This is a genomic window from Dyella choica, assembly GCF_003977665.1.
Lineage (GTDB): Bacteria > Pseudomonadota > Gammaproteobacteria > Xanthomonadales > Rhodanobacteraceae > Dyella_B > Dyella_B choica.
The window spans coordinates 316,712-329,283 of the sequence record NZ_RYYV01000004.1 but is presented as its reverse complement, the minus strand read 5'-3'; the positions used below and the strand labels follow the sequence as shown (position 1 = coordinate 329,283).

Here is a 12,572-nt window from a genome sequence, read left to right as displayed (position 1 = left end):
TGCGTGCGGTTTGCGGACTTGCCTCAGCGTCATTCCGGCCCTCGCCAGAATGACGGCAACGCGAGGGCTGCATCCCGCCAGGTTGAAAAGAGCTTGCAAGACGGACTCGATACATGACGCAAAATAACAAAGTGGTGTGGAGCGAAGGGCTGTTTCTGCGGCCGCAGCACTTGCAGCAGCAGGAGCGTTACCTCGAGCGCTTCGTGGAGGTGCGCGCAGGCGCACTGCGCCCTTATGCGTGGGGTTTTCACGAGTTGGAGCTGGAAGCGGACTTGCTTGCCATCGGCAAGCTTGGCATCAAGCGCGCGCGCGGCGTGTTTCCAGACGGAACGCCGTTCTCCATGCCCAACGATGATCCGCTGCCGCCCGCGCTGGAAGTGGATCCGAACTGGCGCGACCAGATCGTCTACCTCACCTTGCCGCTGCGCTCGCCCACGCAAGCCGATAGCGGACGCCCCGAGGCGTCAGCGGAAAAACTGTTCCGCTTTCGCGTGCGCGAAGCCGAAGTGCGCGATGCCTCGGGCAGCATGGATGGGCTCACCGTGCTGGAAGTCGGCGGCATGAGCAGCCGGTTGTTGCCGCAATCGCAACCGATGGAAGGCCTGGCGCAGATCCCGCTGGCGCGCATCGTCGAATGCCGTGCCGACCGCCGCGTGTTGCTGGACGACACCTTCATGCCGACCGGGCAGAGTTGCCAGGCGGTGCCGCGGCTGGTGACCTTTCTCACCGAATTGCTCGGCTTGCTGCACCAGCGCGGCGAGGCGCTGGCCAGCCGCGTGGCGGTCACCGATCGCGGTGGCGCAGCTGAAATCGCCGATTTCCTGCTGCTGCAGGTAGTGAATCGCTATCAACCGCTGATTGCGCATCTGGCCGCCACGCCGATCGCGCACCCGGAGGACCTGTACCGTATCGCCGTGTCGATGGCCGGCGAACTGGCCACCTTTACCGCGCCTGGCAAGCGCGCGCAGGCGTTTCCGGCTTACCGCCACGAATTCCTGCGTGAGAGTTTCGACCCGGTGATCATGGCCTTGCGCAACAGCCTCAGCGCGGTGATGGAGCAGACGGCTACGCCGATACCGTTGCAGCAGCGCAAGTTCGGCGTGTGGGTGGCGGTGGTGCCGGATCTAACCTTGCTCGACACGGCGGCCTTCGTGCTCGCCGCCAAATCCGACATGAAATCGGAAGACTTGCGCCGCCAGCTACCGGCGCAATCGAAGATCGGGCCGGTGGAAAAAATCCGCGACCTGGTGAACCTGCAACTGCCGGGCATCGTGGTCGCGCCTATGCCGGTGGCCCCGCGACAGATTCCGTACAACGCCGGTTTCCTCTATTTCGAATTCGACAAGAACTCCCAGATGTGGCGGATGCTGAAGACGTCCGGCGGCATCGCCTTCCACTTTGGCGAGGAATTCGCAGGGCTTGACCTGCAACTGTGGGCGATCCGAGGCGGAACATGAGCAACGGTCCGAACGAAGACATGCGCGACGCCACCATCGTGCGTCCGCGCGGCACGGCGCCTACGCCTGCACCCGCACCTGCGCCCCCCGCGGCGCGCGCGCCGGCGCCCTATGCGCCGCCGGCGGAAATCAACCAGTTCCTGGAGGGCGGCGCCAATCCACTGGTGCAGGCAGCCAGCCCGCTCTTGCTGCTTGCGGTGCAACTGCGCCACAGCATGTCTTCCCCGGATGCGATGCATTTGCGCGATCAGGCCGTAGCGCAAATCCATCGCTTCGAAAGCCTGGCGCAGTCGGCCAATATTGCGCAGCAGACCATCCTCGCCGCGCGCTACGTCCTGTGCACGATGCTGGACGAAGCCGTGCTCAATTCGCCCTGGGGCGAGCACAGCGGCTGGGCGCAAAAAACGCTGCTGGTCACGTTCCATAGCGAATCCTACGGCGGCGCCAAGTTCTTCCAGATACTCGAAAGGCTGTGCTCGGACTTCGCCAAGCACATCGACCTGATCGAGCTGATGTACATCTGCCTCGCGCTGGGCTTCGCCGGCCGCTACCACATCGAAACGGGCGGACGTGCCAAGCTCGCCGACATCCAGGAAGACCTGTATCGGCGCATCCAGGCGCAGCGGGCCAAGCCGGCGGATGAACTGGCGCCCCATTGGCGCGGCATCGACGATCGGCGCAATCCATTGATCCGCTACGTGCCGCTGTGGGTGGTTGCTGCGTTTGCCGCGGTGATCCTGCTCGGCGCGTTTCTGTTCTTCTATAGCCGCCTCAATGCGGCGTCTTCGCCCATCAGTGCGCAGCTCGCGCAGATCGGCCTGGAGAACGGCACGCCGCCCGACACCGCACGCCAGCCGCATCCGGCACGCAAGAGCCTCAAGCAATTGTTGTCACCGGAAGAACAGGCCGGCCGGCTCACGGTCGACGAAAAGCCGGATGGCCAGGCGCAAGTGCGTCTGGCCGCCACCGGCATGTTCCCTTCCGGCGGCGTAGACGTGAGCGCGGATCAAGTCCCGTTGTTACACAAGATCACTGCCGCGCTCAACCAGGTACAGGGCAGGGTGATCGTGGTGGGGCATACCGACGACCAGCCGGTCCGCTCGTTGAAATACAAGGACAATTTCGAGCTGTCCGGCGCACGTGCACGCAGCGTGGCGCAGATTCTCGGCGACGGATTGGACAATCCGGCACGCATCGAATCCAGCGGAGCGGGATCGTCGCAGCCGATTGCGCTGCTCCCCGACACGTCCGAAAACCGCACGCGTAACCGGCGCGTGGAAATCATGTTCATTCCGGAGGATTGAACCCTGTGAAGATTTTTGCTTTGTTCAAATCCGGTTGGTTCATTGCGCTGGTCGGCATCATTCTGCTGTCGATCCTGATCTGGCTGGGCGGCCCCTATCTGGGCATTGGCGATTCGCAACCCCTGGCCAGCCCGGTGTCGCGACTGGTGCTGATCATCCTGATACTCGCGGTTTGGGCGATCTGGCTGCAGGTGCTGCAGTTGCGTGCGCGCAACAAGGCGAAGCAGATGTCCGGCGACATGGTCTCGCAAGAGACCGGGCCAGCCGGCAACGATCAGGATCAACGCAGTTCGGCTGAGCGCACGCAATTGCAGGGGCGCTTCCAGGAAGCGGTCGACACCCTGCGCAAGAGCAAGCGCGGCAGCAATCTCTACACGCTTCCTTGGTACGTGGTGATTGGCCCGCCGGGTTCCGGCAAGAGCACGCTGCTGCAGAATTCCGGCCTGAACTTCCCGCTGTCGGATCGCTTCGGCAAGCAGGCGCTGCGCGGCGTCGGCGGCACCCGCAATTGCGATTGGTGGTTTACGGATGAAGCGGTGTTCCTCGACACGGCCGGCCGCTACACCATGCAGCAATCCGACCAGGCCGCGGATGCATCGGCGTGGGGCGAGTTCCTGAAGCTGCTGCGCAAATACCGTAAGCGCCGACCGATCAACGGTGTGCTGATCGCGATGAGCATGTCCGATCTGCTCACGCTGGACCAGCATGGCATGCAGGAGCACGTGCAGGCGATTCGCCGCCGCCTGGATGAACTGGCCACCCAGCTGCGCATCGGTGTGCCGGTGTACCTGGTGTTGACCAAGTGCGACCTGATCGCCGGCTTCAGCGAGTTCTTCGACGATCTCAATCCGGAACTGCGCAGCCAGGTATGGGGCATGTCGTTCCCGGTCGATCAGACCATGAACGGTGCGGCGGCCAAGCAATTCGGCAGCGAATTCGAATTGCTGTTGAATCGTCTGCATACGCGCATCCTGAGTCGCCTGCATGCGGAGCGTGATGCCAGCCGCCGCTCGGCCATCCTGTCGTTCCCGCAGCAGCTCGGCGCGCTGCGTGAAACCCTGCGCCAGTTCGTCGAAGGCGTATTCACCGGCTATGCCTATGGGACACCGCCGCTATTGCGTGGTGTGTATCTCACCTCCGGCACCCAGGAAGGAACGCCGATCGACCGCATGATGGCAGCGGTGGCGCGCACGTTCGGTCTCGATGCCGCGCAGGTGCAGGCCCCCGGTGCGCAGCAGCGCACGTTCTTCGTCGAGCGCCTGCTGAAGGACGTACTGTTCCGCGAATCCGGTTTCGCCGGCACCAATCCGAGGCTGGAGCGACAGAAGATCCTGCTGCAGGCTGCCGCCTATCTGGGCGTGCTGGTGGTCAGCGTGCTGCTGCTGGGTGGCTTCGCCGAGAGCTACGGGCGCAATCGCGCCTATCTGTCGCAAGTCGAGGATGCGCTGAAGAACTATCCTGCCAGCAGCGACGTCTCCGGCGCTGCCACGCAAAAGGACTATTTCGCGCGCGTACTGGCACGGCTGGAAGGCATGGCGGGCGTGCAGGATATCGCGCAGCAATACAGGGACGACGTGCCGCTGTCGATGCGCTTCGGCCTGTTTCAGGGGCATGCGGTAGGAAGCGAAGTGCACGATGCCTACGTGCGCGAGCTGAACGGGCTGCTGCTGCCTGGCGTGGCATCGCAATTCCGCACAGGCCTGACCAGCAGCGCGACCGACCCGCAGGCGCTGTATTACTACCTGAAGGGCTATCTGATGCTGGGTGAACCCAAGCATCAGAATGCGGATGAACTGGTCGCGCTCACCAATATCGAGTGGCGCAAGGTTTTCCCTGACGATGCCGTGCTGCAGAAGGCGCTGTCCAAGCACTTCGAGGCGCTGGTCTCCGAACCGGGGCAATTGCGCGCCCTGCATCTGGACGACCAACTGGTGGAGCAGGCGCGCAGCACGCTGCGCACGGCCGATCTTTCCACGCTGATCTACGGCAGCCTCAAGCTCAGCATGGACAGCTCCGATCATTCGCCGCTGCAACTGGACAAGGAGCTGGGCCTGCTCGGCAATGTGTTCCATCGCCGCAGCGGCGCCGCCCTGTCCGAGCCGATCCCCGCGCTGTACACGCAGCCGGTGTTCGCGATGGAAGTGAACAAGGGCATCGAGCAGGCGGTGAAGCAATTCACGCAGGACGACTGGGTGTTCGGCACCGGCAAGATCGATGCCATCCAGCAGGCCAAGCTGGCGCAGCAGGTGCTTGCGCTGTACCAGCAGGACTACATCAGGGCCTGGGACGAACTGCTCAACGATCTGCAGTTGCAAGCCATCACCAATATCCAGGATGCCAGCGCCACCGCCGCAAAACTGTCCGGCCCCAGCTCACCGCTGAAATCGCTGCTCGCACTGGTGCGCGACAACACGCACGACTTGCTGCGCGCACCACCGGCCAGCGACGCCGACAAGGCGGAAAATGCATTGAAGAAGGCCGCGGAAAAGCGTGCCGAGCAACGCGCTGAGCAAACCACGGTGATGCGTGCGCTTGCCAATGCCGGCATCAAGAGTGGCGGCGGGGAAGGGCAGGCCGCTGCCAGCAAGCCCGGCGATGAGATCAGCGCACACTTCGACACGCTCGACAAGCTCACTGAAGGAGCACCTGGCAGTGCGCCGATCGACCACACGCTGAGCGTGCTCGACCAGCTCAGCAAAACCCTGCTGACCATGACCGACTTCAGCAGCGCCGCCGGCCAGCCCAATCCGCAATTGCTGATGGCACAACAGGAAGCCTCGCAACTGCCCCCGCCGGTGTCCGGCTGGGTGGCTGCCCTGACCGGCAAGAGCCAGGCGCTGGTCGCCACCGGTACCAGCGGCGCGCTTGGCGATGCGTTCCAGCAGACGGCCGGCAAGGATTGCGCGGACTTCACCCGTGGACGCTATCCGTTCTCGCCCAACAGCGCCACGGACATTCCGCTGCAGAACTTCGGCGAGCTGTTCGGTTACGGCGGCCGCTTCGACAGCTTCTACAAGCAGACCCTGGACAAGCTGGTCGATGCCAGCGGTGCCGGCTGGAAATGGAAAACCGGCCCCGGCGCCGTAAGCGGATCGCCCGGCATGCTCGCGCAGATGCAGTTGGCCGACACCATCAAGCAGATGTATTTCCGCAACAACGGCAACACGCCCGAGGTGGATTTCACGCTGGTGGCGCCGTCGCTCGACCCGGGCATCGGCAAGCTGGCTGTGACCATCGACGGGCAGAAGTTCGAATACCAACCCGGCAACGCCAGCAGCATGGGCATGAAATGGCCCGGCCCGCAGCCCGGCCACGTGACGATTTCCGCCTGGGATGGCAGCGGCAATCTGCTCAGCACCTTCGATTACCAGGGCGATTGGGCGTTTTTCCATGCGCTGCAGGCCGCCAATCTGCAGCGGCAGTCGGACCTGCGCTATCTGGCCAGCTTCAATTTCGGCGGCCACGTCGCCAAGCTCACCCTGCAGGCGGACAATCTCAAAAATCCCTTCCTCAATACCGCCGTGCAGCGTTTCAGGTGTGGAGGTTAGGCAGGCCATGAGTCCGACAGAGGCAGGATTCTTCGGTAAACTTCCCAGCGCGGGCGACTTCGTGCAGCGGCGGCTGCCCTCGTCCTTCGTCGAGACGTGGGACCAGCATTTCGAACGCGCGGTGGATGCCAGTCGCCAGACCTTGGCGCAGGGCTGGCAGCATGCCTACCGCAGCAGCCCGGTATGGCGCTTCTTGTTGTCGCCCGGGGTATGCACAGCATCTGCCTGGGCCGGCGTGATGGGGCCGGCCGGTGATCGCGTGGGGCGCAGTTTCCCCATGGTGATTGCGCTGCCACTGGATGGTCCGGCGGCAGCCAACCAGGTGTTGCGTGATGGCGATGCATGGTTCGCCGCTATCGAGCACGTGCAGGTCGCCGCACAGGCCGATCCTTCCACCAGTGTGGAAGCGTTCGACGCACAATTGCTTGCACTTGCAGGCATGCCGCTTGTGGAGCCAGCACGGGCTGTGCCCAATGGAGTGGAGAACGTCGGCTGGCAGGATGCCGCGCAATGGCGCATGCCGTTGCCGCGCGCACGCACCGATGGCGATTTCCTTGAGAAGCTATGGATGCGCCTCAGCGAAAGCGGCGATGGCTGGTGTCTGTGGTGGACGCAGGGCGGCGGTCATGTGCCCGCCAGTGCGTTGGTTACTCGCGGCCTGCCGGAGCCCTCCAGTTACGCAGGGTTCCTCGATGCTCAGCACGCAAGCGAAGGCTGGCGGACATTGGGCGCGTTTGACGAAGCGCCGCATCGCCATCAGCATGCGCCGCACGTTACCGTTGCGGCGCCGGTCGTATCGGCACCGTCTCGCCAGCTGCTGCCGGACGACTTGAGCGAACTGTTCGCCGATCTGGTGACGCCGGTGTCGATGTCAGTGGCTACCGGGGGGGCGGAAGCGGACCCCAATGCTTCGAAAAGCCACGGCGCTACGACTACTTACCGCGGCGATATCGCGCTGGCCCTGGTCGCCGCCGACGAGGGCGAGCCCGATGTGCGCCGGCAGGCTGCCGCTACCGCAAACCAGGTGGCGAACGAGCTGCGCGCGGACGACCTGGCCGGCGATCTGAAGATACTGAGCCAGCGCCTGCTGGCTCTGCATCCGCGCCTGCGCGAACGCGGCGAAGACCTGATCAATCCGGTACCGGAGGACGGTTCGGTGATCGCCGTGCACATCACCCGGCGCTGGGCCAATCTGCTGCGCATCGGTACCGCCGCGGCCTGGCATTGGCGCAAGGGTACATTGCAATCGTTGTTCGCCACTGCCGCGGAGCCGGGGGAGGATAACGCGCTCGGCGGCGATTTCGACGATCTGCTGTTTACACGCGCCGCTCCGGTGGCGTCCGGGTTGGGTGGCCCCACCGAGCCGCTGTGCGATGAAGTGGTGTGCGCAGTCGAAGAGGGCGACCGTCTGCTGCTGGTGGTGACGCAGAACCTGGTGCAGTTTGCACCCGATGTCTACGCGCGCGCGCTGGCCATGCCTTCCTGCGGCGAAGCGCGTGCGCGCATCGCCGCAGCCGCGGGGCTGGGCGACGAGCCGGCCCGTTGGCCGCTGGCCGTGATCGAGGTGACTTCATGACGCTACGCTACGAATCCGTCGGCCACACCGACACCGGCAAGGTCCGTGCGCACAACGAGGATGCGATCCTGGTGCGCGAGGACGTTGGCCTGTGGGTAGTGGCGGATGGACTGGGTGGACACTCCGCCGGGGATTACGCCAGCGGCATGATCGTGGAGCGCCTGCGCGAACTGCCGCGCCAGGGTGACGTGTTCGATTTCGTGGAAGCGATCGAGGACAGCCTGGCGCAAGTGAATGCCGATCTGCGCAACGTGGCGCGCGAACGCAATGTCGACGTGATCGGTTCCACCGTGGTGGTGCTGGTGCACGACAAGGATTTCATGCTGTGTGGCTGGGTGGGCGACAGCCGGGCCTATTGCTTTGAGGATGGGCATCTGAAGCAGATCACGCGTGATCACGTGCACGGCGAAAAAAACGACGTCACGCAATTGGGCCAGCCGCAGCCGGCCGGTTCCGGTGTGCTCACGCGCGCCATTGGCGCGGAAGAACAGCTGTTCGTGGATTGGACGGTGACCGGCAGCCGGCCCGGCATGTCCTTCCTGCTGTGCAGCGACGGCGTCAACAAGGAATTGTCCGACCACGAGCTCGACGAGGAATACCGCAGCAATGTCGACCCGCAGATTCTGCTGGCCAGGCTGTTCGAGCTGTCCTTGAACCGCGCTGGACGCGACAACATTTCCGCCGTAGTCGTGCGGCTGCAGGATTGATATGACGTTCCTAGCCGAACTGATCGACGACTTCAACGCGCGACAGCGCAAATTGCCGGAGCTGTTCCAGGCGCTGGGCGAACGCGGGCCGCAACCTGAAGAAGTCTACCGCGACGACCTTGCGTTGCTGACGCGCATGCTCGAAGAGGGCACGCTGCCTCCCGACATCGCCCGCGCGCTGATCGCCAAGCTGCACGCGGTGCAGCAGCCGGTTGCCGTAAGCTCGAACGATGCCACCTTGGTCAAGCCGCCTGTTGCGGCGGAAGCGGAGGTCACGCAAGTCAAACCCGCCCTGGCCGCCGTGTCGGGTGGGATGGACGCCACGGTGGTGAAGCCGGCCTCGGGGCCTTCCGTCATCACTCAGAACACCGGCCATAACACTGGCCATAACACCGGCAATTCCAGCTCCAGCCGCGACACCTGGCAGCGCGTTGCCCAGGCGGAGGGCGGCGAATACGCCACCGTCGGCATGCTGCTGAAAGGCCGTTTCCTGCTCGAACGCGAAATCGGCCGCGGCGGCATGGGCGTGGTCTACCTTGCGCGGGACGAGCGCAAGGTGGAAGCACGCGATCGCGATCCTTACGTCGCCGTGAAAGTGTTGAATGACGAATTTCGTCGTCACCCGGACTCGCTGATCGCGCTGCAGCGCGAAGCGCGCCGCTCGCAATTGCTGGCGCACGACAATATCGTGCGTGTATTCGATTTCGACAAGGACGGGACCATCGTCTTCATGACGATGGAGTATGTCGACGGCCAAGACCTCAAGGCCCTGATCCGTGAACGCTTCAACGGCATGCCGCTGTCCGAGGCACGTGGGCTGATCGAGGGCATGGCCTCCGCGCTCAAACGCGCGCACAGTGCCGGCGTTGTGCACTCGGATTTCAAGCCCGGCAATGTCATGGTCACGCGCGACGGCAGCCCTAAGGTGTTCGATTTTGGTATCGCACGCGCAGGCAAGCATGCCGGCGATGCGTCGGGCGAACAGACCTTGTTCGACGCCGGCACGCTCGGCGCGCTCACGCCGGCCTATGCCAGCCTGGAAATGATCCAGGGCAAGGAACCCACGCCAAGCGACGATATCTACGCGCTGGGTTGTGTGGCCTTCGAACTGCTGACGGGCAAACATCCGTTCGACAAGGACAGTGCGGAGGTGGCGCAGCGCGAAGGCCGCAAGCCTCCTCCGGTACCGGGCCTGACCAAGCGCCAATACAAGACGCTGTGCGATGCGGTCGCGTTCCATGGCGAACGGCGCCTGAAATCCGCTGCCGAGCTGGTCGAGGGCATGCGCGAAATCAGCCTGCGCGAACGCATCGGCCCGCAACTGGCCTATGGTGGCGGTGCGCTGGTGCTATTGGCGGGGGCAGGCTGGGGCCTGAACCATTACCTGCATGCCCGCCAGATCGATCAAATCGTTGCGCGCTTTGCTCCCGCGGCAGCGGACCGTTACGCCAACGAAGACCAGGCCGCGCTAGCCTTGAACACGCTGGGCGATGACGAACGCAAGCGCCTCGTGCTCGACCAGGGCGATACGATCCAGAATTACCTGCTCAGCCGCATCGGCACTTACTGGGATCCGGCGCAGAACCACTACGACTACGCCGCCACGCAGCACGTCTTCCAGTTTCGCGACCAGCTCAAGCTGTATTCGCCGACCCTAGACGCGAAGCGCAGCGCAATCGAACAGCAGAAGAACGACCTGCTCAACACGCTCGATACCCAGCTGACCCAGCGCATCGATGCCGGCGCGATTTTCGAGAACCAGCCCAATAACGCGGTGGAAACCCTGGCGCAGATCCGTGCCATCGATCCGCATAGCGCACTGTTGAAGAATGCCGAGCTCGAACTGAAATACGACATTGCCATCGGTCATGCCCTGAGCGCCAACCACACGGACGAAGCAAAGTCCGATCTCGCACTGGCGACACGCCTGTTTCCCGATTCGGCCCGCTTGAAACAGCGTGAAACGCAGCTCACTGCGCTCAACGGAACGCTTGCAACGACGGCGCCAGGGCAGACCGCCGCTCCGGCCAACCTGCCGCAAGCGCGCAAGACGCTCGCTGCGCTGATCGCCCAGCCGCTGATGAGCACGGATTGGCAGCAGCAAGTCGCCAATGCAATGAGCACGCTGCATAACGACAGCTCGCCCGACACACGCAAGCTGGTGGACGATCTGGCCAATGCCATTGCCACCCAAGCCGGACAGCAGACCGACCCGCTGCAATGGCAGCAGGCCAGCAACCTGGTCAACCTCGGTTTGCAATATGAGCCGCAGTCCAACGCATTGCGTGCTCAGCGCAGCCGCCTCGATACCCTGTTGCAACAGCAGGAGGCGCAGCTCAACCAGGAAAGCATCGCTGCCGAAGTCACGTCGCGCATCGAGTCGGTCAAGCGTGCCACCGCCGCCAACGACATCGGCAAGGCGGAAGAATCGCTGGCGCGCATTCGCAGCTTGCAGCCGGACAACCCGTTCCTTACCCAGGACGGGCCGCAGCTGCTGGCCGGCGCCTATCTCGCCCAAGCTGATACAGCTGTGCAGCGGGGCCGTTATCAGGGTGGATCCGAATTGCTGGCCAAGGCCATCAAGTCGCTTGGCAATCGGGCTGAGCTGCGCAACGCGAAATCGCGTTACGACTTGCTCGCCGCAGTGATGAATGCACGCGGTAAGCCGGTAAGCAGCACCGACTTCGAGCGCATGCAGAAGCAGCTTGCCGATGCGCGCAGGGCCGATCCGGATGGCTTCAAGCAACTGGAATCCGATTTGAAACAACACGGCCAGCTGCAAGGCACGCTGTCTGATCTGCTCGACGGCATGAAGCCGAGCGAAGCCGCTGCAACGGCGCCTGCGGCGACATCTTCCCCCAATAACCCCACCCAAGCCGGTGCCGCCAATCAACCCGCCGCGATCCCGGGTACGTCCGCTACCAAAACGGCGACCAGCGGCAAGGCCGCGCCTGCCGCCACTGGCGCCCTTGCATCGGCCAATATCACCACACCGACGGCACCTGCCGGACCCAGCAGCGACCCCTGCAACCAAGCCGACCTGATCGGCAAGGGCAAGGCCTGCTTTGACGCGCTCGGCCAGCATCGCGGTCCTACGCTGGTGGTCATACCTGGCATCTCCGGCGGCAAACCGTATGCCATGTCACGCGCGGAAATCACCGTGGCGGAATTCAACCGCTACTGCAGCGCCACCGGGCAATGCTCGGCCAAGTCAGGGGACGATCCGGATTCCGGCGGCTTGCCCGTCGCCAACATCAGTCTGGCCCAGGCCAAGGCCTATGTGGCGTGGCTGTCCTCGGCCAGCGGCGGCTACGTCTATCGATTGCCCACGGATGCGGAGTGGACCCATGCAGCCAAAGGCGGCGGCAGCTGGTCACAAGCTTCAGACAGCAACTGCATCCCGCCCACGGCCGGCAATGGCGACGACAACAGCGGGGCACCTATTTCCGCACGCGGGCGCGAAGCCAATCCGTGGGGTTTGGTGAATATGACCGGCAACGTGTGGGAATGGGTCACCAATGGTGGTGGCGTGAGCGTGCGCGGCGGCAGCTACACCAGTTACTGGTCCGATTGCACGGTGAACAGCCACCGCGACGATACCGGTGCCGCACAAAAAGACGTGGGTTTCCGCGTGTTGAGAGAACTGAAATGAGCGAACGGGAACGGCACGTCAACCATAGCCTGCGCGCGCTCGACGAAGCCCATCGGCTGGGTCGGCTCACGCGCGAGGAATACCGCTCCCGCCGGCGCCACTTGCTAGGTGCCTTGCGCGATAGCCATGTGGTTACGGCGCGCAATGCCATCGTGCGGTCGGTGCCGCCACCGCAGGCAGCGGTGTCGTTGGCTGGTGACAACGTGTTGCGCGACGCGTTGTTGTCGCGCCGTATGGTGTGGAAGTGGGCGTTGGTCATCGCGATGGCCGCGGTCCTGCTATGTGCCGGTCTGTGGTACTGGCTGTCGAGGGCAACTTGAGCGAGACG

7 protein-coding genes are annotated in these 12,572 nt (G+C 63.9%); all 7 read left to right on the top strand.

Going from position 1 to position 12,572, the window contains the following annotated elements:
• Positions 1-113 precede the first annotated feature (113 nt).
• Genes tssK through EKH80_RS07450 form a run of 7 tightly spaced genes read left to right on the top strand, consistent with a single transcriptional unit; the run spans position 114 to position 12,564 of the window.
• The gene (gene tssK, locus EKH80_RS07480) at positions 114-1,457 is read left to right on the top strand and encodes a type VI secretion system baseplate subunit TssK (RefSeq protein ID WP_126684098.1); all 1,344 of its coding nucleotides are present in this window, start codon (positions 114-116) and stop codon (positions 1,455-1,457) included.
• Complete coding sequence (gene icmH / locus EKH80_RS07475; RefSeq protein WP_425481135.1) at positions 1,433-2,761, top strand: type IVB secretion system protein IcmH/DotU; 1,329 nt, start codon at positions 1,433-1,435, stop codon at positions 2,759-2,761. The genes tssK and icmH overlap by 25 nt, the downstream gene beginning before the upstream one ends.
• Positions 2,762-2,766: 5 nt before the next feature.
• Positions 2,767-6,309 carry a type VI secretion system membrane subunit TssM gene (gene tssM, locus EKH80_RS07470; RefSeq protein WP_230473484.1) on the top strand — a complete coding sequence of 1,181 codons (3,543 nt, stop codon included), beginning with the start codon at positions 2,767-2,769 and terminating at the stop codon, positions 6,307-6,309.
• 7 nt (positions 6,310-6,316) lie between these two features.
• Positions 6,317-7,885 carry a type VI secretion system-associated protein TagF gene (tagF, locus tag EKH80_RS24095; RefSeq protein ID WP_230473483.1) on the top strand — a complete coding sequence of 523 codons (1,569 nt, stop codon included), beginning with the start codon at positions 6,317-6,319 and terminating at the stop codon, positions 7,883-7,885.
• Positions 7,882-8,592, top strand: a complete 711-nt coding sequence (locus tag EKH80_RS07460) for a PP2C family protein-serine/threonine phosphatase (RefSeq protein ID WP_126684095.1) — start codon at positions 7,882-7,884, stop codon at positions 8,590-8,592. The genes tagF and EKH80_RS07460 overlap by 4 nt, the downstream gene beginning before the upstream one ends.
• Position 8,593: 1 nt before the next feature.
• The gene (locus EKH80_RS07455) at positions 8,594-12,244 is read left to right on the top strand and encodes a bifunctional serine/threonine-protein kinase/formylglycine-generating enzyme family protein (RefSeq protein ID WP_126684094.1); all 3,651 of its coding nucleotides are present in this window, start codon (positions 8,594-8,596) and stop codon (positions 12,242-12,244) included.
• On the top strand, positions 12,241-12,564 hold the full coding sequence (locus tag EKH80_RS07450; RefSeq protein WP_126684093.1) for a hypothetical protein: 324 nt from the start codon (positions 12,241-12,243) through the stop codon (positions 12,562-12,564). Before EKH80_RS07455 ends, EKH80_RS07450 begins: the two co-directional genes overlap by 4 nt.
• Positions 12,565-12,572 lie beyond the last annotated feature (8 nt).

Bases quoted from the DNA above. Each gene is read 5' to 3' on its own strand.
- tssK (WP_126684098.1), top strand. From the start codon at position 114: ATGACGCAAAATAACAAAGTGGTGTGGAGCGAAGGGCTGTTTCTGCGG.
- tagF (WP_230473483.1), top strand. From the start codon at position 6,317: ATGAGTCCGACAGAGGCAGGATTCTTCGGTAAACTTCCCAGCGCGGGC.
- EKH80_RS07460 (WP_126684095.1), top strand. From the start codon at position 7,882: ATGACGCTACGCTACGAATCCGTCGGCCACACCGACACCGGCAAGGTC.
- EKH80_RS07455 (WP_126684094.1), top strand. From the start codon at position 8,594: ATGACGTTCCTAGCCGAACTGATCGACGACTTCAACGCGCGACAGCGC.
- EKH80_RS07450 (WP_126684093.1), top strand. From the start codon at position 12,241: ATGAGCGAACGGGAACGGCACGTCAACCATAGCCTGCGCGCGCTCGAC.